The organism is Ferruginibacter sp., from assembly GCF_031391665.1.
Taxonomy (GTDB): domain Bacteria; phylum Bacteroidota; class Bacteroidia; order Chitinophagales; family Chitinophagaceae; genus Ferruginibacter.
Window position 1 is genome coordinate 1 of sequence record NZ_JANMUN010000155.1, and the last position, 21,978, is coordinate 21,978.

The 21,978-nt window shown below is 36.5% G+C and carries 21 protein-coding genes; 15 read left to right on the plus strand and 6 right to left on the minus strand.

Annotation, left to right across the window (positions count from 1 at the left end; genetic code table 11):
- Both ACY651_RS11360 and ACY651_RS11365 read right to left on the minus strand, forming a co-directional pair.
- On the minus strand, positions 1 to 2,343 hold a 2,343-nt coding region (locus ACY651_RS11360; RefSeq protein WP_462252769.1), incomplete at its 3' end, for a ligand-binding sensor domain-containing protein.
- 14 nt (positions 2,344 to 2,357) lie between these two features.
- On the minus strand, positions 2,358 to 3,620 hold the full coding sequence (locus ACY651_RS11365) for an exo-beta-N-acetylmuramidase NamZ family protein (protein ID WP_462252771.1): 1,263 nt from the start codon (positions 3,618 to 3,620) through the stop codon (positions 2,358 to 2,360).
- A 177-nt stretch (positions 3,621 to 3,797) separates the two neighbouring features.
- Between ACY651_RS11365 and ACY651_RS11370 the strand changes: the two genes are divergently transcribed.
- The 3 genes from ACY651_RS11370 to ACY651_RS11380 all read left to right on the plus strand — a co-directional run bounded on the left by ACY651_RS11370 (position 3,798) and on the right by ACY651_RS11380 (position 6,089).
- Complete coding sequence (locus ACY651_RS11370; protein WP_462252773.1) at positions 3,798 to 4,223, plus strand: FKBP-type peptidyl-prolyl cis-trans isomerase; 426 nt, start codon at positions 3,798 to 3,800, stop codon at positions 4,221 to 4,223.
- A 91-nt stretch (positions 4,224 to 4,314) separates the two neighbouring features.
- The gene (gene pepT, locus ACY651_RS11375) at positions 4,315 to 5,565 is read left to right on the plus strand and encodes a peptidase T (RefSeq protein ID WP_462252775.1); all 1,251 of its coding nucleotides are present in this window, start codon (positions 4,315 to 4,317) and stop codon (positions 5,563 to 5,565) included.
- Positions 5,566 to 5,801: 236 nt separating this feature from the next.
- Complete coding sequence (locus ACY651_RS11380; RefSeq protein ID WP_462252777.1) at positions 5,802 to 6,089, plus strand: hypothetical protein; 288 nt, start codon at positions 5,802 to 5,804, stop codon at positions 6,087 to 6,089.
- Between the two features lie 263 nt (positions 6,090 to 6,352).
- Here the strand turns inward: ACY651_RS11380 and ACY651_RS11385 are convergent, their stop codons facing one another.
- Together ACY651_RS11385 and ACY651_RS11390 are read right to left on the minus strand one after the other, a co-directional pair.
- Positions 6,353 to 6,700: a hypothetical protein gene (locus ACY651_RS11385; protein WP_462252779.1), complete on the minus strand. Its 348-nt coding sequence runs from the start codon at positions 6,698 to 6,700 to the stop codon at positions 6,353 to 6,355.
- Between the two features lie 21 nt (positions 6,701 to 6,721).
- Positions 6,722 to 10,069, minus strand: a complete 3,348-nt coding sequence (locus tag ACY651_RS11390) for a type ISP restriction/modification enzyme (protein WP_462252781.1) — start codon at positions 10,067 to 10,069, stop codon at positions 6,722 to 6,724.
- A gap of 152 nt (positions 10,070 to 10,221) precedes the next feature.
- Here ACY651_RS11390 and ACY651_RS11395 point away from each other — a divergent pair, with 152 nt between their 5' ends.
- From ACY651_RS11395 to ACY651_RS11405, 3 genes are all read left to right on the plus strand, one after another.
- On the plus strand, positions 10,222 to 11,148 hold the full coding sequence (locus ACY651_RS11395) for an SPFH domain-containing protein (RefSeq protein ID WP_462252783.1): 927 nt from the start codon (positions 10,222 to 10,224) through the stop codon (positions 11,146 to 11,148).
- A gap of 218 nt (positions 11,149 to 11,366) precedes the next feature.
- A complete protein-coding gene (locus ACY651_RS11400) occupies positions 11,367 to 12,041 on the plus strand; it encodes a MotA/TolQ/ExbB proton channel family protein (RefSeq protein ID WP_462252785.1) in 675 nt (224 codons plus the stop codon).
- 40 nt (positions 12,042 to 12,081) lie between these two features.
- Positions 12,082 to 12,489, plus strand: a complete 408-nt coding sequence (locus tag ACY651_RS11405; RefSeq protein ID WP_462252787.1) for an ExbD/TolR family protein — start codon at positions 12,082 to 12,084, stop codon at positions 12,487 to 12,489.
- On the opposite strand, the gene prmC is transcribed toward ACY651_RS11405, so the two are convergent.
- Positions 12,483 to 13,349 (minus strand): peptide chain release factor N(5)-glutamine methyltransferase, encoded by an 867-nt coding sequence (gene prmC / locus ACY651_RS11410; RefSeq protein WP_462252789.1) that lies wholly within the window; start codon positions 13,347 to 13,349, stop codon positions 12,483 to 12,485. The two genes, ACY651_RS11405 and prmC, sit on opposite strands and share 7 nt — an antisense overlap.
- A 30-nt stretch (positions 13,350 to 13,379) precedes the next feature.
- Between prmC and ribD the strand changes: the two genes are divergently transcribed.
- The 5 genes from ribD (at position 13,380) to ACY651_RS11435 (ending at position 17,216) form a co-directional block, all read left to right on the plus strand.
- Positions 13,380 to 14,426: a bifunctional diaminohydroxyphosphoribosylaminopyrimidine deaminase/5-amino-6-(5-phosphoribosylamino)uracil reductase RibD gene (gene ribD, locus ACY651_RS11415; protein WP_462252809.1), complete on the plus strand. Its 1,047-nt coding sequence runs from the start codon at positions 13,380 to 13,382 to the stop codon at positions 14,424 to 14,426.
- Entirely contained in the window at positions 14,423 to 15,307 is an 885-nt protein-coding gene (locus tag ACY651_RS11420; RefSeq protein WP_462252791.1) for a hypothetical protein, read from the plus strand. The genes ribD and ACY651_RS11420 overlap by 4 nt, the downstream gene beginning before the upstream one ends.
- A 72-nt stretch (positions 15,308 to 15,379) precedes the next feature.
- The gene (locus ACY651_RS11425) at positions 15,380 to 15,991 is read left to right on the plus strand and encodes an IMPACT family protein (RefSeq protein WP_462252793.1); all 612 of its coding nucleotides are present in this window, start codon (positions 15,380 to 15,382) and stop codon (positions 15,989 to 15,991) included.
- Positions 15,992 to 16,025: 34 nt separating this feature from the next.
- Positions 16,026 to 16,352, plus strand: coding sequence for an MmcQ/YjbR family DNA-binding protein (locus ACY651_RS11430; protein WP_462252795.1), 327 nt, complete (start codon positions 16,026 to 16,028; stop codon positions 16,350 to 16,352).
- Positions 16,353 to 16,358: 6 nt separating this feature from the next.
- Positions 16,359 to 17,216 carry a hypothetical protein gene (locus tag ACY651_RS11435; protein ID WP_462252797.1) on the plus strand — a complete coding sequence of 286 codons (858 nt, stop codon included), beginning with the start codon at positions 16,359 to 16,361 and terminating at the stop codon, positions 17,214 to 17,216.
- Between the two features lie 2 nt (positions 17,217 to 17,218).
- On the opposite strand, the gene ACY651_RS11440 is transcribed toward ACY651_RS11435, so the two are convergent.
- Positions 17,219 to 17,713, minus strand: a complete 495-nt coding sequence (locus tag ACY651_RS11440; protein WP_462252799.1) for a DinB family protein — start codon at positions 17,711 to 17,713, stop codon at positions 17,219 to 17,221.
- An 85-nt stretch (positions 17,714 to 17,798) separates the two neighbouring features.
- On the opposite strand from ACY651_RS11440, the gene ACY651_RS11445 reads away from it, so the two are divergent.
- The 4 genes from ACY651_RS11445 to ACY651_RS11460 all read left to right on the plus strand — a co-directional run.
- The gene (locus tag ACY651_RS11445) at positions 17,799 to 19,028 is read left to right on the plus strand and encodes a trans-sulfuration enzyme family protein (protein WP_462252801.1); all 1,230 of its coding nucleotides are present in this window, start codon (positions 17,799 to 17,801) and stop codon (positions 19,026 to 19,028) included.
- Between the two features lie 51 nt (positions 19,029 to 19,079).
- Positions 19,080 to 19,619, plus strand: a complete 540-nt coding sequence (locus tag ACY651_RS11450; RefSeq protein ID WP_462252803.1) for an N-acetyltransferase family protein — start codon at positions 19,080 to 19,082, stop codon at positions 19,617 to 19,619.
- A 188-nt stretch (positions 19,620 to 19,807) separates the two neighbouring features.
- Entirely contained in the window at positions 19,808 to 21,490 is a 1,683-nt protein-coding gene (locus ACY651_RS11455; RefSeq protein ID WP_462252805.1) for a carboxypeptidase-like regulatory domain-containing protein, read from the plus strand.
- A gap of 186 nt (positions 21,491 to 21,676) precedes the next feature.
- A partial coding sequence (locus tag ACY651_RS11460; protein WP_462252807.1) for an isocitrate/isopropylmalate family dehydrogenase occupies positions 21,677 to 21,978 on the plus strand: 302 nt, incomplete at its 3' end.

The following is a 21,978-nucleotide window of genomic DNA, read 5'->3' on the forward strand; positions in this document are numbered from 1 at the left end:
TTCTCTTGCCATTCTTGTACGTTCCTGCTCAATGGCATACTGTTTTTCTAATTCAGATTTTTGTCTTTCCAGTTTTTTGCTGTAAAAATTTCTTATAAAATAGCCAATTAATAAAGCACTGCACATAATTATCAATAAAATAAACCACCAGGTTTTCCAAAACGGTTGGTTAATTTTAAATGTATAGTAAAGTTTTTGTTCAGGATAAATCCCACCGGGATAAACTATCCTCACCAATAATTCATATTTACCCGGCTCCAAATTATTTACTTCAAAATCGCCAGAGTTGTTAAACAATTCTTTATTTGTTTTTCCCTGTAAAGAAAAATAAAAAGTGATGTTCCTGTTATCTATATATGAAGGGGCACCTGCCTGAAATAAAAAATTATTTTCGTCGTACTTAAATATATTTTTATTGCTGCTTATCTTTTCTTTGTTAACCCAGATTTGGTTAAAAAATGCAGTGGGGTAATAATTAATATCATTAAACCTGTTAGCGGTGTATTTGTAGAGCTTGCCGGTATATTCGCTAACCGCATATAAATTACCTGCGCTGTCCGCTACAAGATTAGCAACAGGATCGTACACGTTTATACCCAATGATAATTTTTGCAAACTGGTATCGGTACCACTAAAATTTATTATGTCAGCACCGGATGCTGTGGCAAGCGCAATTTTATTTTTATTTAATTTAATAATATCCAATATAAAATTATTCGACAACCCTTTTTCTCTTGTTAATGCCAGAAAAGGTTTAACCGCTCCATTTGCTGCCTTTACAAATAAAAGCCCGTTATATCTTGTACCTATTAAAAAAGTATCTTTATTCCAAAGTGCCGCACACCTTGGGGCAATGGCGGGCAATTTAAATTCTTTTATTTTTACAAGTTGTTTATGTTTATAGGTATATACGATGGCAAGCGAATTTCCCCTGTCAAAAGCCCAGTAATTATTATCGTCATCTGCAACAATATTATCAGTAAAATAAGGTAACCCGGCAGCAGCATATGTACCATTTTGCAACAGTATATAAAAATAAGTTCCCCCAATTAAAATATTACCGTCTTTATCAGTTTTAATTTTATTGGAGAGCTGCTGTCTTTTATTTTCGTTTTCGGGCAAATTAAAATTTATGCTGACTTTGTTTTGATTTTCTAAAGTATTTTTATCTTTAAAATGCCAGTATTGATTTTGCCAAAATATTAACCCATCGGTAGTGTTTTTTTTTGATGCCGGCAAAACAACAGCATTATTATTTTGCAACGCAAATTGTTTTGTATGCCCGTTAATAAATACTGCATTGCCGGGTAAATTATAAGTATAGTCTCTCCTTAAAATTGCAGTGCTGTTGATTTCGTTTACCTCTTCATAATTGGACTGCACCAGTTTTTGTATGCCTTTGCCATAAGTTAAAAACCAGTAATTAAATTCTTTATCCTGGTATATTGTAGTTATATTTTTAAATAACCCACTGGTATAACTATAAAATTTTTTTACATGTGTGGTTATATTAATTTTATAACAGCCCCTGTTTACATCAATACACCAGATATTATTTTCATTATCAAAAATTATATTTTCTATTTTAAAATCTTTGTCCACATATTGTAAAAACCATGGGTCAGTGTATTCAATTTTATCTTCCTGCAGTTTAGCTGCGTTTATTTCTTTTATTCCTGAATGAAGGGTTAGTATATATATTGCCCCGGCTTTATCCTGCACAATTTTATTAATTACTAATCCCTCTATTACACTTGTTACTGCGGCTGTTTTAATATCGTATAAAAAAAGCGAAGGTGCAAAAGCACCATCATTGTTACAAAGTAGTAATTTATTTTTACCAGTGGCACCAAAAGCAACATTGGTTAACCACGCCAATCCAATACCTGCAGTGTTGGTTAATTTTTTTTGCGATTTATTTATCAGTAAGTAAGTGCCGTAATTGGACAAAAGCAGGCTGGTACTGTCATTTAATTTTTTAACTTCCGAAATTTCTGAAATGCCTTTTAATAACACACTATCGTAACTGATGTTATCTTTTTCTATTTTAATGGGGTTGCCATTAAACCTTACTAAATATAAAGTACTGTCGGGTAAAAAAATATAATTGCTTACAATGCCTACCGGTTCATTGTTAATAGAAAGTATATTGGTAAATCTTTGTCCGTCGTAAATACTAAATCCTTCACGTGTGTAAATAATTAAACGGCCATATTTATCCTGCACCATGCCGGTAACCCTTGCATCTACCAGGCCATTAGCAGGGGTGTAGGTTTCGTACACCGGCTGGGCAATTGCTGTACTGCAAAAAAATAAGCATAAGCAGGTAATGGTTAGCCGCATCCTTAAAAATACAATTATTCAAAATCTTTATACAATAAATATTTTTTTCTTATTTTTTTAAAAGCGTTTAGTCCCGGCTCCCAACTTTTTTTAATTACCGCGGCTGTTTTACCCGTTTTTATTTGCTGCTGAAAAATATCGTTACCTGCCAGTTTGCTTATAAAATTATTTTTTAAAAAGAAACTATCCTTGCCGGGAAATAATTTATACGCTTCAATAATATATTTCAACTGAATTTTTTTATTGAGTGTTTTTAAAATTTCTTCGTTAGTCCCTTTTATATACCAGCCATAACAAAGCTGATAAAAACATTTGCTGCTTTTTGCACCTTCATTTGGTTTAGGAGTAAAGGCATACAATTTTTTAGGTAAAGATGGATGGCCAAAAATTTGAAAAGGTGCTTCCGTTCCCCTGCCCTCACTCATCACTGTGCCCTCAATAAAACAGGTGGATGGATACAAATAAATACTTTGCATGGTTTTTAAATTGGGCGAGGGCATTACGGGCAAAACGTATTTACTGTTGTGATCGTAATTTTTGCATTTAATAACAGTAACATGAAAGGGTGTATCTGCTGTAGGCTGTGTGGTAATATTATAAGCATTAATTGTGTTGGCTGCTGCCGATAACATATTTTCTCCGGCCAGCATTAAGCCATATTCTCCAATCGTCATTCCATAAACAATCGGTACAGGCTGCATACCAATAAAACTTTTATATTTCATATCCAGCACTGGGCCATCTACATAAAAACCATTGGGGTTGGGCCGGTCTAAAATTAATAATGGTTTATGATTTTCTAAAGCCGCTTCTAAATAATATTGTAAAGAAGAAATGTATGTATAAAATCTTACCCCAACATCCTGAATATCAAAAATTAAAATATCCACCCCTTTAAAATCTGCTGCTGTGGGTTTTCTATGATCGCCATATAAACTTACAATGGGCACGCCGGTCTTTTTATCTTTTGCATCTGTTACGTGTTCGCCTGCATCTGCTGTTCCTCTAAACCCATGTTCCGGACTAAATATTTTTACAATATTAATGCCCCTGCTAATCAGTGTATCTACTAAGTGAATACCATTTACAACACTGGTTTGGTTGGCAAAAACTGCTACTGATTTACCTTTAAGATAAGGAAGGTAAACTTCTACCCTTTCGGCACCGGGCATAATTTCCGATTTCGGATTTCCGGTTTCGGATTTTACTAAAACCGGTTGTGCTGTTGAGCTGTTACAAATAAATAATATTATTAAACCGGGGATTATCTTTTTCATACCATAAAGTTGCCGAAAAGTTTTTAATAACCTGTGCCGTTTATATATTAATTTGCAGGCTTATTTTTTGTTGGAACGATGATTTAGAAATATTAAAAAAAATGAAGAGTATACTTTTAATCTTATAAATCTTTCAAAAATCCCCGTTTACACAAACTCATACAAAAACAAAAAACAATGCAAGCAAAAAATGGAGATAATGTAAAAGTACATTATACAGGAAAATTATTAAGTGGCGAACAGTTTGATTCTTCTGCAGGAAGGGAGCCATTGGAATTTACAGTAGGTGCAGGACAAATGATTAAAGGTTTCGACCTTGCCATTCCCGGAATGGTTGTTGGCGACAAAAAAACCATCAACATTGCACCCGAAGATGCTTACGGCCCAAGAAGCGAAGAAGCGATTATTGAATTTCCAAAAGAAAGTGTACCTGCAGAAATGCAGCTGGAACCAGGCATGCCTTTAACTTTAAGCAACCAGCAGGGCCAGCCGGTACCCGTAATTGTGGTTGAAGTAAAAGATGATATTATTATTTTAGATGCTAATCATTTTTTAGCCGGACAGGAATTGATATTTGATATTGAATTGGTAGAGATAACATAGATAACACGAATTGCTACGAATTACACGAATTTTTTTGAAAATAAGAAATTCGTGTAATTCGTTTTAATTTGTGGAATAATCAAAAATAAATATGGTACAAATTAGCCCCGACAGCATTGCCGATCGTTTTATGCGTTATGTACAGGTAGATACACAAAGTGATCCTACCAGCACTGCACATCCCACCACCGAAAAGCAAAAAGATTTAAGCAAACTGTTGCACCGGGAATTATTTGGCATGGGCATTACCAATGCCACTACCGACGAGTTTGGTTATGTGTATGCCACCATTGCATCTAACAGCGATAAAAAAAATATACCGGCCATTTGTTTTTGTGCCCATGTAGATACAGCACCAGATTGCAGCGGCACTAATGTAAAGCCCATCCATCACCGTTACTACGATGGTAGGGATATTGTTTTACCCGATGACAACACACAAATTTTAAACACCAGCAATTCGCCTTACTTAAAAGAGCATGTTAATTATGGTGTAATTACTGCAAGCGGATTAACATTGCTGGGTGCGGATGATAAAAGCGGTATAGCTGCCATTATGGAGGCGGCATTATTTTTTATACAAAACCCCTCCATAAAACATGGTGATATAAAAATTTTATTTACGCCTGATGAAGAAGTTGGACAGGGTACTGCAAAAGTTGATATGCAAAAATTAGGTGCAGCATTTGGTTACACCATGGATGGTGGCGAAGCAGGAAGTTTAGAAGATGAAACTTTTAGTGCCGATGGCGCCACCATAACTATCAGTGGTGTAATTGTTCATCCCGGTTATGCAAAAGGTAAATTGGTGAATGCATTAAAAGTTGCTGCGGCTTTAATGGATGCGTTACCAAAAAACGAATGGAGCCCCGAGACCACCGAAAAGCGTGAAGGCTTTGTACACCCCACAGCCGTAAATGGTATTGCCGAAAAAGCAACATTGCAATTTATTGTACGTGATTTTACCAACGAAGGATTAGCGGCTCACCATAACCGTTTAAAAAATATTGCTGAAAATGTTGTGGCGCAATTTCCTGGTGCAGCAATGGAATACAATGCCACAGAACAGTACCGCAACATGAAAGAAGTGCTGAACAACTATCCGCATGTGGCGGCTTATGCAGCCGAAGCCATACAGCGTGCCGGCCTTACAGTAAAAAAAGAAAGCATTCGTGGCGGTACCGATGGCAGCCGCTTTAGTTATATCGGCATGCCCTGCCCCAATATTTTTACCGGTATGCAAAACATACACAGTAAATTAGAATGGATTGGCACCAAAGATTTAGCCAAAGCCTCAGAAACCATTGTGCATTTAAGTATGATATGGGAAGAGAAAAGTTAATTATTTTTTCTGTCATTTCGAGGAACGGGAAATCTTTTTTGGGACAAGCATTTTGTTCTTTGGTCATCATCCTTGCATCGCACTCTTTTACGGCATACCATTATTGATCTTTTACCTAAGCGGAGATGGAGTTATAAGTTTACTTATAATTATTGCATCTTTTTAATACCGCAAACAATTGGCGCAATTGTTGAATATTACATAGCATCACTATTTATTAACCAAAAAAATTGATGATGAAAAATGTATTCAACCCCGTATTTTTTAAGCATGGTTTACTGCTGTTTCTTTTAACTGTTGCCAATGCAATTGCATGGGCGCAAGACACTACAACAACTGCAGTTACTACAACCAATACCAGTACAAAAACAACAGAACAAACATGGTATACCGAGCCATGGGTTTGGGCTGCAGGTGCAGCGGTATTTATATTGCTGATTATAGCTTTAACAAGAGGCAGCAGCAGCAGCGGTCGTACAGATAAGGTCACCGTAACTAAAACAAGTTCAACAGAAGTAGAGTAGCATCCATTATTTTTTTGTGGATGATTTTCCTCATTCTGTGTAATTTAAATTGTTGTTATTAGCTGGGTGATTTTATAAAAAATTATTGCTGAGAATAAAAAGCAGAGTTAAAATTCCGGCAAGTTTCTTATGCCGGAATTTTGTTCTTTGGTTAGCATCGTGGAGTTTATACTGAGGAACGAAGTATCACCCAACTGTACTGAATACCATGGAGAACTTTTATGGGTGGAAGTTGCAGTTAATACAGCACTAAGTTGAAGCGACTAAGCATTTTTATTTAACTTGTAATTCCATCTTTCTTTCCGATCGGTAACATCCCTGTTTTTATAATTATAATTTTCTACCGCTTCCTTTATAAAAGCCTTTATATCATCATGAATAAACAAAGGTGAAAAGAAAATCCAGAAATCCTGGTGAGTGTCCGTAAAATTCTTCCACCATGCTTCCCAGTTTTCAAATTCTTTTTTCCATTTTTTAACCGGGTCTTCGGCTTCATCCATAATCCCTCCACTGCTGCCTGCTTCAATTACTTTATTATTGGGCAGCCTGTAAATAATTGCACCACCACCATCTGCGCCAAATTCAAACAGCATAATAGCTTCGGTTGACATAAATGCGATTATTAAAATTAATTACTCAATTACAATTTTATCAATTTCTTTCATTAGCCTGTCCGTTTCTGTTAAAGCAACAATTATTTTTTGATAATGCAGTATATCGTCAAAATCCAGTTTCCTCCCTTTCCTGTCTTTCAGCCATTTTTGTGCAGGCTGGTAGCCGCCGATATAAAAGTTCCAGGCTACATCGGGTACGTTGGCAAAGTATTGGGTGTCGTTTATATACACTGCGGTATAAGGTTCATTTGTGGTGGGTACTTCGTCATAATCAAACATGGTAAAGTTTATTTTGCTTACTACATTATCACCATCTACCGGGTATTGGGTAATGTACTTTTCTACCACGGGGCTTTCCAGTAAATGTATTTGCCTTAACTGGCTGCCCAGCTTTACCAGTTGCCAAAAAGTTTTAGCATCTTTTGGATAAGGCACACGGGGAAAATCTATTTTTAAAAACTCCTTGTACTTTTCACGGTACGTGGGACTGTGTAAAACAGCATAGATATAATCCAGAATATCCAGCGGCGAAAAATGACCATCCATACCAGCAGCTAAATCACAAACTATATTTTCATCCGGTAAAAAAGCATGGTTAATTTTTAAGGCAATTTTATCAACGATTTCCTCATTTAGGTTTGGGGTTCTTTCTGTAGGTTGATCGATGGTTTGTTGGAGTTTCTTTTCGGCGAAAAGATAGAGAGGAAAGAGAACACCTCCTCCCCTGTAATACAAATTAAAGTCAGTAATTGTATTAGTAATAAAAGATAAATTCCAAGGCATAGAGCCGACTACTTGCCCTTGTCTTCCAATCACTAATCCTACATTCTGCCCTTTCACAAAATGTTGCATTACTTCGTTTCTGGGATAACAGTGAAAACCTTTGGACTTTCCTGTATAGAATGTCCACTTTTCATCAAAAGGTCGATAAGAAATTTTAACAAAGCTTCCTTTAGTTGGATAGCTATTTTGTAAATCTTTTTTTGCAAAATTTACTTGCCAATCCCTTACGTCTTCTCCTAAATTGTATTTAATTCGTGCTGCTTCATCATCTAAACTTAAGAAGTCTTTGATTGTGTTAGCTGCATTTTCTTTATTTGAGTGGATAGTAAAATTGTCTCTTGCAGTAACAATTCCAACACTATTTGTCGTAAATAAGTTGCTTACCAGAAAACCTTTGTCATAATTATTTTGTTCTTCGAAATTTTTTGCAACGAAAAAGTAGTTAGGTGCGATATTTGCAATTTCTTTCCATGCTATTAATTTTAAAGAATTCTCTAAAAGAAATTCATATTTAACTTCTCGCTTTCCATATAAATCGAAATGAAAAACTTTACCTAACTCATTTGCTTTTTTCTTTCCTGTTTTTATAAAGATATTTATAGATACCCCTTGCATAATATCAAAAACATTCACATCAAGGCTTCCATCTGGTGAAACTTCTTTCTTCGTTGAATTTCCATGTAAATCCAAAACGTATATCTCATCAAAGGTTTTTAACAAATTCCAACGCATTCCTCTAAAAGTAGGGTTGTCTAAGAAACTATGAGGGTTTATAAATGCTAAGACACCGCTTCCATTTTTTTCAATGAAATGCTGTCCATAACGGATAAATTTATTCTCATCGGCATTTATCCATTTTGGATTTCTCTCTTTTAATTTTTCTTTTCCTCCCGGTTCTTTTTTGTAATCTTCCATCAACTTCATAATCCACTCGCCTTTGTTGGCACTTTCTCCGCTGTATGGTGGGTTTCCTATTACACACATCACTGGCGTATCTCTTTTTATTCTGTTTGCTTCATTAGCTTCGGTACTTAACCAGTTTGCAAATAAAGTTCCGGTATCGGGGTGGTGCTCTTCCAAACTGTTTGTAAGAAAAATTTTAAACCTGTCGTCTTTAGTTGGCTTGTAGCCGGTTTGGGTTAACAGCAAATCCATTTGTAAATGTGCCATGGCATAACTGGCCATCAGCAACTCAAATCCATTAAGGCGTGGCAGCAAATGTGTTTCTACATAATTGCTCCAAATACCTTGCTGCCCTTCAAACCTTTTATGTATTTGCTTTACCACTTCGGCTAAAAATGTGCCGGTGCCGGTGGCAGGGTCTAATATTTGTACACGGTGTACTTCTTCCTCTACAATTACTTCTTTTATATTACTGCGGTTATCGGCAGTGGCTTTATTAAAAACGGTTTTCTTTATTTTAGTTTTGCTGGTATCGGCCAGGCCTTGCGGTAAATTAAATTCGGTTTTTAAAATATCATCTACAGCACGTACAATAAAATTTACCACAGGTGCAGGTGTGTACCAAACGCCACGTGCCTTACGCAGCTTAGGATCGTACTCACTTAAAAAGGTTTCGTAAAAATGTATTATCGGGTCTTCTGTTTTGGTGGTTTTGCCATAGTTCTTCAATATCTCTTCTACATTGCAGGCTAAAAATATTTCTATCAAACTATCTACTATCCATTTAATGCGGTCGTCAATATCGGGGCCGGCAATATAGCCAAACAGTTTGCGTAAAAACGGGTTGCTTTTTGGTATCAGTTCGGCAGCTTCCTGCCTGCTAAAAGTGGGTAAGGTAGGGTCGTGCAGTCTTGCAGCAAACATGCCGTAAGCAATGGTTTGTGCATACACATCAGCAAAGCCCTTGGGTGTAATATCATGTATCAGTATTTGCTTAAAGGCATTTAGCTGGTCTTTAAGCGTACTGTTTTCGTGGTTGGTCTCGTCGCTGGTTAAAGCGTTTTCAATTACATCACTCAGCAGGCGGGCTTTGCCTGCCATCATTTCAGCCAGCTTTTTAGGGCTCTTAATGGTTTGGCCAATATGCGTACAAAAATCTTTTATTAAATTGGTAAAGGCGGCAAAGTTGTTGGGCAGTGGTACTATAACGCCGTTCTGTATTTCGGCAATGGCAATTTTTGTAACAAATAAACCATCACGGTACAAATGAAAATCAATATAGTCGGTAAAAATTAAATTATTTAAAGAGGCTTTATAGCGGTCGAACTGTTCTTTGTTACCTGTTTTCTTTGCACCTTCCAAATCTTTATCGCCAATGTCTTTAGCTTCTATAAATCCTACAGGAATCCCGGATTGCCGGGACAAGTTATCTTTTTTAGTAAGTATATAATCAGGTGCGCCGCAGCTTTGTCTTTTAGGTTCGTTAGTGGCACTTATATCCGTTACTAAACTTTCAATAAGCTGTTGCAAATCGCCACGAAAAGTATGTTCTGTTGCATTGCCTGCTTTGTACCGGTTGTTAATGTTAATGATGTATTGGTCTGGCGTCATGTAATTATTTTCTGAATTGCTGCTGTATTGTTTAGGGTTGTATGGCATAAATATACAAAGCTTCTTCATTAAAAATAATTTAGATACTAGTCTTCAATCTTCGCTGCAATAAAAGCCCAATAAAGTTATGTTGCTGAAGTGTGCGACGCCACCGCAGCCCATTAAAGATTTTCTGCCGGTAACACAAAAAAATCTATACCTTCAATTTAAATTTTACAACTATGGAATTATTAAGAGATTACTGGTGGGTACTGGTTTTAGTATTTGTGCTTTTGCAATGCTTTGTAACCATTAACCAGGGTTTAATTGGCGTGGTTACCATGTTTGGTAAATACCAGCGTATTATGCGGCCGGGATTGAATTTTAAAATTCCCCTGCTGGAGCAGATCTATAAAAAAGTAAGTATTCAAAACCGCTCGGTGGAGCTGGAGTTTCAGGCCGTAACGGTTGACCAGGCCAATGTGTACTTTAAAAGTATGCTGCTGTATTCGGTACAAAACGAGCAGGAGGAGACGATACAGAAAGTAGCGTTTAAATTTATCAGTGATAAAGATCTGATGCAGGCGCTTATCCGTACTGTTGAGGGAAGCATCCGTGCCTTTGTATCTACAAAAAAACAGGCCGAAGTATTGAATGTGCGCCGTGATATTGTAGAAAATGTAAAAGAGCAGGTGGATGTGGCTTTAGAAAGCTGGGGCTATCATCTGCAGGATCTGCAGATTAACGACATTACTTTTGATGAAGCGATTATTACCAGTATGAGTAAAGTGGTAGCAAGTAACAACTTAAAAGCTGCTGCAGAAAATGAAGGGCAGGCTTTATTAATTACTAAAACCAAAGCGGCAGAAGCAGAAGGTAACGCTATTAAAATTGCAGCCGAAGCAGAAAGATTAGCGGCGCAATTACGTGGACAAGGTGTGGCATTGTTTAGAGAAGAAGTTGCGAAAGGTATGAGCCAGGCGGCTAATGAAATGAAGCAGGCTAATTTAGATACCAATGTTATTTTGTTCAGTATGTGGGTGGAAGCCATTAAGAATTTTGCAGAATACGGTAAAGGCAATGTAATATTTTTAGATGGCGGCAGCGATGGTATGGAAAAAACCATGAAGCAGATAATGGCGATGACACAAATGGAAAGTAAAAAATAATTTTAGTTACAATACTTATACAAGTGCCGTATTTTGCGGCACTTTTTATTTGGTAAAAATTTAAAATTGTGCCGAAGCATTTAAGATTAACAATTCTTTAAGCAGCATTTTTGCATTGTGTTCGTTAAGGTGGTAATCTTGCAGGTATTGGCATAATTATCGCATCAACGCAAATAATAAATTAAACAATTACATTTGTCCTTAAAATCAGCTTACTTATGTTTGACATTTTTTTACAGGTTGACACTTTAAAAACTTTAGAAAAAGTAAAAGGCTTTGAATCTGTTGGCGGTACTATTGTTCAGGGCGGATGGTTAATGGTGCCATTGGCATTGCTATTTGTTGTAGCCATTTTCTTTTTCTTCGAAAGGTTTATCCTGCTGCAAAAGTTTGGAAAAATTGAAGATAATTTCATGAATATCATTCGTGATAATGTTGTAAGTGGTAATGTAACTGCTGCCCGTAGCATGGCAAAAAACACTCCCAACCCTGTTGCCCGTATGATTGATAAAGGCCTGCAGCGTATTGGCAAACCTATTGAGGCAATTGAAAAAAGTATGGAAAATGTGGGTGTGCTGGAAATGTATAAGATGGAAAAAAACCTCAACATTTTAAATATCATTGTTCGTATAGCCCCGCTGTTTGGGTTTTTAGGAACCATTATAGGTATGCTTAGTCTGTTTGACAGTATTAATAAAAGCCCTGATTTTAGCACCAATGTTTTAGCAGGTGGTATTTATGTAAAAATGATTACTTCGGCTACGGGTTTAATAATCGGTATCATCACTTATCTTGGGTACAGTATTTTACAAACCAAAATTAAAAAGATTGAAAATAAAATGGAAGCAGCAAGTGCTGAGTTTATTGATATTTTACAGGAACCAACGAGGTAGTTGCACGAATTACACTAATTAGTGAAATCAAAAAACAACAATGAGTTTAAGAAAAAAATTTAATGAAGAACACAGTGAAGTGGATACCGGGCCGCTGAATGATATTTTATTTATCCTGATGTTTTTCTTTTTAATTATTGCTACACTGGCAAACCCCAATATTATAAAACTTACCAACCCAAAGTATAAAAGCGAAACTAAATCCAAACAAAGTATTGTAGTTAGTATCCGTGGAGATGGCAGAACTTATATCGGTCAGCAAGCCGTTATCTTCGATTCTCTTTTTGCAGAATTAAGTAAAAGAATTGATAAGAAGGACAGCACTGTTAAACAGGCCGTAGTTATAAATGCAGATACTTCTGTATCGGTTAACAAACTGGTGATGATAATGAGGGATGCAAAAAAAGCTGGTGCTTCATCTGCTTCTTTAAGTGTGGATGGTCAATAACTGGCAATTACAATTCTTTCTTTTCCGAACATATCTTTTTTAATAATTACCTGCTGGTATCCGCTTGCAGAAAAAACTGCTGCCACTTCTTTAGCGTAATCTTCATGGGTTTCTACAAAAACTTTTCCATTATAATTTAAATGATCTCTGCCAAACTTTGCTATTTTTTTGTAAAACAGCAATGGGTTATTGTCGGGTACAAATAATGCATTGTGCGGTTCAAAGTTTACCACATTCTTATCCATTTTTTCTTTTTGGTTACCGGGTATATAGGGCGGGTTACTTACAATAATATCAAACTGCATCAATTCGGCCCAGCGGCTTTCATCTAAAAAATCTAATTGCGTAAACTGTATATTTGTTTTATTGGTAATGGCATTGGCTCTTGCAATGTCTAATGCACTTTCGCTTACATCAACAGCAATAAGCCGGGAAGATGGAAGATGTTTCTTAATAGCAACAGCAATGCATCCGCTTCCGGTACCAACATCCAAAATATTTATTTGTTTTTGCTCAAACCGGTAGTTGTTAATTATCAGGTTAGTCATTTCCTCTGTTTCGGGTCTTGGTATCAATACTTTATCGTTTACCTGAAACTGCATACCGTAAAAGGTGGTATTGCCCATAACATATTGTACCGGTTTATGCTGTAACAACTCTTCTTTTTTTTCCATCATTTTTTTTATTACCGGTTCAGGAATTTTCTGCAAAGGATTTTTAATAAGATCAGCTTTTTTAATACCAGCCATATTTTCAAATACCCAATCGGTAATTACTGTTGCTTCGCTTAAATCGTAAACTGTTTGTAACTCCACTAAAAAATTCCGGTATAATTCTTTACTGTTCATTTTAGCAAACATAGTTTATTTTTTGATGCGTACTTTTGCAGCCTGACAAAAAATGAAAAATATTTATACAGATGTTTACACCTGGCCCGCCGGGGTGCAGGTTATGTTGCCCCTAACCCAATGGTAGGTGCAGTGCTGGTTTATAATGATATTATTATTGGTGAAGGTTATCACCAGCAATACGGGCAGGCCCATGCGGAAGTAAACTGCATAGAAAGCGTAGCCGCAGAAAATAAACACTTGATTGAAAAAAGTATTTTATATGTTTCTTTAGAGCCTTGTACACATTTTGGAAAAACACCACCCTGTGCAGATTTAATTATAAAACACAAAATACCCACTGTAGTTATTGGCTGCAGAGATATTTTTGCAGCTGTTGATGGTAAAGGAATTGAAAAATTAAAAGCGGCCGGTGTAAAAGTTACCGTTGGCGTTTTAGAAAACGAAGCAATTGATTTAAACAAACGTTTTTTTACTTTTCATAAACACCAACGGCCATATATTATTTTAAAATGGGCACAAAGCAAAAACGAAAAAATTTCGGGTATTAATGGAGAAAGGGTTTTTATAAGCAATGAATTTACTAACCGGTTAGTACATCAGTGGCGCACCGAAGAAGCAGCAATAATGGTGGGTACTAATACAGCATTAAAAGATAATCCTGCTTTAACTGCAAGGCTTTATCCCGGCAAAAATCCTGTGAGGTTAGTAATTGATATGAATTTAAAATTACCCCACACGTTACAACTATTTGATATCACAGTTAAAACAATTGTTTTTAATCAACAAAAAAATGAAGCCGGAGCAATGCTTTCGTTTTATAAAATAAACAGCCGGGAAAAAACTATTCCTCAAATTTTAAATATATTGTACACGCTGCAAATTCAATCGGTAATTGTAGAAGGTGGAGCAAAGCTATTACAAGCTTTTATTGATGATAATTTGTGGGATGAAGCAAGAGTGATTACAAATTTGGAATTAAAAATTGCTGGAGGCATAAATGCGCCGGTAGCAGAAAATAAAAAACTACTAAAAGAAGAAATTATTCTCAACAACAAAATAGCTTATTTTATAAATAACCAGGCATGATATATTTATTGGGCAGTATTTTATTCAGTTCTTACTTAACACTTTCGTTTAAAGTATTGCAAATGCAAAAAATTAATACACTGCAGGCCATTGTATTTAATTATATAGCCTGCGTAATTACCGGCTCGGTGGTTAATGGATCTTTTCCTGTAACCAACGAAAATATTCATGCACCATGGTTTGTATGGGCATTGGTTATGGGTGTAATGTTTATCAGCATTTTTAATGTAATTGGTTTTACTGCACAAAAAATGGGTGTGGCTGTGGCCTCTGTTGCCAATAAATTATCAATGGTAATCCCTTTCGTTTTTTCTCTTTATTTGTACAATGAAACTTCTACCACTTTAAAAATTGCAGGCATTGCGGTGGCATTAGTTGCAGTAGTATTAACCTGTTATCCTTCGCAAAAAAACAATGGCGACGCTGCAAAAAGTAAAGAGTTTTTATTTATACTTCCTGTTATTTTATTTATCAGCAGCGGCCTTTTAGATACCTTAATTGTGTATGTAAAAAATAATTTTTTTAACGGGCCGCTGGATAATTTTAATAATTTTTTAATCGCCGCATTTTCTGTTGCAGGCGGTATTGGCTTAATTATTTTAGTACTGCAGATTGCAACCGGCAAACAATCTTTTTCCTTTAAAGCCTTGCTGGCTGGTATTATTATTGGTGTACCCAACTATTTTTCTATTTGGTGTTTGGGAAAAGTTATTACTTTCTACAAAGGAAATTCCAGTGCAATAATACCGGTAAATAATATGGGTATTGTTTTATTCAGTGCCATTGCTGCATGGATTTTATTTAAAGAGAAATTATCGCTGATAAACTGGATGGGCATTGGATTGGCCATTGGTGCGATTGCGCTGATTGCGTACGGGTAGCCCCTATCCCCCAAAGGGGGAAATGGAGAAGACAGAGGTGAAGATGATGTTTTAAGAATAATTTTATTAAAGATGATTAACGAACAAGAATTTTATTATACCATTACTCAGTCTTCCACCGCAGAATTTAAAGACAGGGGAAGTAAGTTTTTTGCCTTTGCTTTTCCAATAGCAACAGCAGATGATTTTAAAAAACAATTGCAAATTTTAAAAAAAGAACATCCCAAAGCCGTACACCATTGTTTTGCGTACCGCATTGGCACCGATGGAAATAATTTTCGCAGCAGCGACGATGGCGAACCATCGGGCACTGCAGGCAAACCCATACTTGGGCAAATAGACAGTAAGGAATTAACTAACCTTGCCATAATTGTGGTGCGTTACTGGGGCGGCACATTGCTGGGTGTGCCGGGTTTAATAAATGCTTATAAAACCGTTGCTGCACTGGCTTTACAGGTTACACCAATAATTCAAAAGCAGGTAGAAGTAAAATATGCAGTTGAATTTGATTACACCCAAATGAATGATGTAATGCTCATTTTAAAACAGTTTAACTGCACCATCATTACACAGGAAATGCAATTATTTTGCAGCATACAAACCGGCATCCCCCAAAACCGTTTACAGGAAACATTATACCGCCTTAAAGAAATGCAAAATGTTTCTGCAAAAAAAATTGAATAATAATTCGTAATTTTCTCTGCTCAATTTATTGCAAATGCATATTGAAGAACTAAGAGAATATATTTTGCAAAAAGCTTTGGTAACAGAAGGCTTTCCGTTTGGAGAAGACACTTTAGTTTTTAAGGTGAAAGAGAAAATATTTTTATTGACAGGTTTAAATAGTTCTCCATTACAGTTTAATGTAAAGTGCGATCCTGATAAAGCCATTCAATTAAGAGAAGAATATCCCGATTGTGTATTACCCGGTTACCACATGAATAAAAAACACTGGAATACAATAATAGTTGACGGTACATTATCTAAAAAACAATTGAAAGAAATGATTGATCATTCTTACCAGTTAGTAAATAAAACAAAATAAATTTTTATGGAAAACGAAGAAAAATTCTCCGACGACCCACAGGAACATTTTAAAATAGAAAATGAAATTTTAAAAATAAAACTAAAGGTGCAATACGGCGATGCTTTTTTTATGCAGAGCAATGAAGATTTGCCACCCGAAATAGAAAACCAGTTTTTAAAAAACATGATCGCTTTTGAAGATGCACATGCCAATGCAGAAATTACAACCGTATATGAAACCATTGGAAAACCGGATTACAGATCTGCAGAAGAATTGAATGCTGTTGAAATTGCTGCAGAACTAAAAAGAATTACAGCTATTATGGAAGAGCATAAAATTGCTTTGGATATTTGCGATGGCCCCTACCCCGATGAAATAATTTATAAATTTATTACTGAAGAATTATTTGCACATGAAATAGATAAAGCACCCATTTTTGGCGATGGCTGGAATTTTATTTACGAAGAATTTTACCCCAACGATAAAGTGGAGATTGAAAAAAATACCCACGAATTTTTACAGCATTGGTTTAGCAGGAGCTTTGATGAATACAGCAGCGAATTAGCCTACCATTTTATAACCGCCGGTGGAAAACAACTGAACCGGCAGGAATTTTTTGAAAAGATAAAACCATTTTTTGATGCCTTTACCGAATTTAAAGATGATGCTTACAATATTGATGAAATTAAATTTGAACTGCATGATGCCGATAATGGCATGGGGCATGCAGAAGGCATGCTTAAATACGACGCTGTAATGGAGAATGGCGAAATAATACATTACGAAGGCCCTTACAAATTATACATGCAGCGGCAGGATAAATGGTGGTCGATAGTTTATTTTGTAATGCCGGGCTTTGAATGGGAACAAAGAAAGTTTTAAAATTATTTCTTTGTTCTGCTCCATGTAGAAAAATCTGTAGAAGGTATTTTATCCACTTCACCCAGTTGCCTTAATAAAGTTACCAGTTGCCCACGGTGGTATGTAGCATGATTAAATAAATGCAGCAGCATATCATGCACTTTCATTTTATGCTGTTCTTTATTGCGTACAAAAGCAAATACATGGGTAAGCTGGTACTCATTTGCAGTATCAACCCATGCAGCCCAAAGCTGGCTTTGCTTTGCAAGGCCGGTTGTTGCTTCCTCAAAATTACCTGTAAAAGTTTCACTTAAAGCAGTAATATTTTCAACCAATTTATGCCTTTGCCACCAAATATCTTCTGCCTGCCACATGTGTACCACAGTTTTGTAAATTGATGGAAAACTGCTGGCAATTTCCTGCGTAATCTTTTCTTCAGGCAGCTTGCTTATTCTGTCGAATAAAGTTTTATTGGCCCAAATATTATACGCCGCATATTGTTGAAGCAGTTCTTTCATTTTTATTTTTTTACTTTTGATGAACAAAGCAAAGTTACTACTTAGCCCAGCACAAAATAAAAACAACAAACCACAAATTTTAAACATGCCGGATAACAAAAATTCACTTACAGGTTTTAGTTCCATTGCCGTACATGCAGGCCATACTAAAGACCCCAACAATGCACACCTTACGCCTATTTATGCCAGCAGCACTTATGTGTTTGATGAAGCGGAACAGGGCATGCGCAGGTTTAGTGGCGAAGAGAAAGGCTACATCTACAGCCGCTGGGGAAACCCCACCATTGCCGAAGCGGAAGAAAAAATAGCCGCATTAGAAAGTTTTGGTGTGATGGATAAAAATGGGAATGCCTTGCAATTAAAAGCCATCCTTCACAGCAGCGGCATGGCTGCATTAAGTACATTGCTGATAAGCAATTTAAAAAGCGGCGATAAAATCCTTACGCATTTTTCTTTATACGGCGGATCACAGGAGTTGGTAGAAAAAATTTTACCGCCATTGGGCATAGAGGCCATCATTGTTGATTTAAGAGATTTAAATAAAGCTGAAGCAATGATGAAAGCAGATGCTAAAATAAAAATGCTGTATTTGGAAACACCTGCAAACCCTACTATACAATGTGTGGATATTGAAGAACTGACCAATCTTGCTAAACAATATAGTTTAACTGTTGCCTGCGATAATACTTTTGCAACACCCTATTTACAACAACCATTTAAGTATGGTGTTGATTTTGTTTTTCACAGCACCACAAAATTTTTAAATGGTCATGGTACAGCCATTGGCGGCGTTTTACTGGGGAAAGATATAGAAAAGATGAACGGCCATGTTACCAAAGTGCATCGCCTGCTCGGCGGTAACAGTAATTCTTTTGATGCATTTTTATTAACTCTCGGTATGAAAACTTTAGAAGTGCGGATGGAACGCCATTGCCATAATGCTATGGAAGTAGCGGCTTTGTTAGAATCGCATCCTGCAATAAGTAAAGTGAATTATTTAGGCCTGCATTCGCATCCCGATTATTATACTGCAGCAAAACAAATGCGCCATCCCGGTGGCATGTTAAGTTTTGAAATGAAGGATGGCCTTGAGGCTTCAAAAAAATTCATTGATAAATTGCAAATGTGTTTACGTGCCGTTTCTTTAGGCACTTGCGACACCTTACTTTGCCATCCGGCAAGCATGACGCATTTTAGTGTGCCGAAAGAAAAAAGAGCCTTGTACGGCATCACCGACGGGCTTATACGTATGAGCGTGGGCATTGAAAATGTGCAGGATATTTTGATGGACTTAGAACAGGCGCTAAACCCCTAAATCCCCTAAAGGGGACTTTAAAGTGTTTAATAATTTAAAGAACTTTTATTTATGCAAGATTTAAAATCTATAAATTCAGAAAAGAATTTAAAACCATCAGAGTCTACGCAAGTCCCCTCTTCGGGAGGGGATTTAGGGGAAGCCGTAATAATTCGCAGAGCAGTCAAAGAAGATTGTGCAAGAATGATGGAACTGATTAATGAGTTAGCAGTATATGAAAAAGCACCCGATGAAGTAACCGTTGACTTTAATCATTTTGTTGAAAGCGGATTTGGAGAAAACCCTGTATGGTGGGCATTTGTGGCCGAAGTAGATGGAAGAGTGGAAGGTTTTGCTTTATGGTATATCCGTTACAGCACCTGGAAGGGTCAAAGGCTTTATTTAGAAGATTTATTGGTTACAGAAAAAATGCGGGGCAAAGGCATTGGTAAATTATTATTTGATAAATTAATTGAGGAATGTAAAGCAAAACAATACAGCGGTATGATGTGGCAGGTATTGGATTGGAATGAACCGGCAATTAATTTTTATAAAAAATATCCGGACGTAAATATTGACAGCGGCTGGCTGAACTGTAATATTAATTTTTGAAAATAATTTTATTACTAGCAACACATATCGTTTATTCAGTATCTTTAAATTAGTGATGCTTTTATTACCGCAAAAAAATTTATCAAATGCTTTCTATGCTTATAAAATTCTCATTGTATAGAAATACACTGTACTTACTGATTGCTATCCTGTTTTTTTCTTGCCAAAAAACCCTTGATTTTGAAAATGTGAATGATACAATACCTGTTGATGTTTCTACAAAGATCAATTCAACTGTATCAGGTTTTGTAACTGATGAAAATAACAGATCGGTATCGGGTGCGTCTGTTCAATTTGGAACAAGCATAAGCACCACTGATAAGTATGGTTATTTTGAAGCAAAAAATGTGCAGGTTGTAAAAAATGCAGCCGTTGTAACAGTTACTAAATCCGGTTATTTTAAAGGCATAAAAACTTATATAGCAGTTGCAGGAGAATCTGCTTTTTTCAGGATTAAACTGATGCCCAAAACCATCTTGGGAAATATAAATGCTGCATCAGGCGGTACAGTTACTTTATCAAATGGCTTAAGTATTAAGCTACCTGCTGGTGGCACTGTTAATGCTGCCACCAATAGCCAATACACAGGCACAGTAAATGTGGCTGCTTACTGGATAAACCCAACTGCAGCAGATTTAGCAATGATTATGCCCGGCGATTTACGTGGCATAAATACCGAAGGTTCTTTAAGACTGTTACAAACTTTTGGTATGGCAGCAGTTGAGTTAACCGGTTCATCGGGAGAATTATTACAGATAGTGAACGGGCAAAAAGCAAACTTAACTTTCCCAATACCCTCCTCCCTGTTAGCCGCTGCCCCAACGGCTATTCCGCTTTGGTATTTTGATGAAACAAATGGCTTGTGGAAGCAGGAAGGCAGTGCTACAAAAACCGGTAACAGTTATATTGGAGATGTTGGGCATTTTTCATTCTGGAATTGTGATGTGCCTCAAAATTATGTACAGTTTAATTGCTCATTAAGAAAATCGGTTAAAGAACCGCTAGCTTATACCTTGATAAAAATAACGGTAGTTGGCACAAATAATTTTAAATACGGTTATACAAACTCTTCAGGTAATGTTGATGGATTAGTACCCGCCAATTCAAATCTGCTTATGGAAGTATTTCCAGCTTACGGTTGTAATACATCCCTTTATTCACAAACATTTACCGCCACAAATGTAAATATATCTTTGGGTGCCATTACAATCCCTAACGCAAGTAATATTGCAACTTTAAATGGCACGGTAACCAATTGTGGCAATACAGCTGTAAGCAATGGATTCATTGTTATAAAAGAGGGAGATGTTTTTACACGCTACCCTGTAGATAATATGGGTGCTTACAGTGTCAGTAAATTCTTCTGTAATTTCCCTCAAACCGTAACCCTTATTGGAGAAGACGTTACCAATGCACAACAAAGTGCCTTTATAAGCAAGGTAATTAATGCAGGTACCAATACTGTTTCCAATATACAGGCCTGTGGTGTTTCCACTCAACAATTTATTAACTACACCATAAATAATGTTGCTTACAGTTATACAGCACCTGCCGACACATTCAGCTATTTTAATGATATTCTATCTAAAATTTCAATGACTGCTGAAACAGTACCAGCTTCAGGCCAAATGAGTTTTGGTATGTCTAATGCTGCAATCGCTGCCGGTAGCAATCAAAATCTGATATTTTTCTACCCGGCACAAATTTTCGATTCATTGAGTATGAATGCGCCTGTATCAGTATATATTTCTGAATATGGCCAGGTTAACCAGTTTGTGGCAGGCAGTTTTACCGGTACATTTACAGGAAAACCACCCACAAATACGCCATACAACGCAACCTGTAATTTTAGAATAAGAAGAAGAAATTAAAAGATTGTATAAATAAAATATAAAAAGCTTTCTGCCAAAAACAGAAAGCTTTTATTCCCTTCAAACTACGCCTTCGTTTTCTTAAATTTGCAATTCCAAAAAGTTCAATAAAGAAATATTGTACAAGAGTGCGACGCCAATGAAGCTAAACAATGATTCAAAAGCCGGGCTCAAAAAAAATAACACATGGCAGAAAAAATTACAATGGGCAGCAACGGAAAACTACATGTTCCCAACAACCCCACCATTCCATTTATTGAAGGCGATGGCATAGGCCCCGAAATATGGAAAGTTGCAGAAAAAATATTTGATACCGCTGTGGAAAGAGCGTACAGGGGCAACCGTAAAATTGAGTGGAAAGAAATGCTTGCCGGCGAAAAAGCGTTTAAGCAAACCGGCGAGTGGTTACCTGCCGAAACTTTGCAAACCGCAAAAGATTTTATCGTATCAATAAAAGGTCCGTTAACTACGCCTATTGGCGGCGGTAT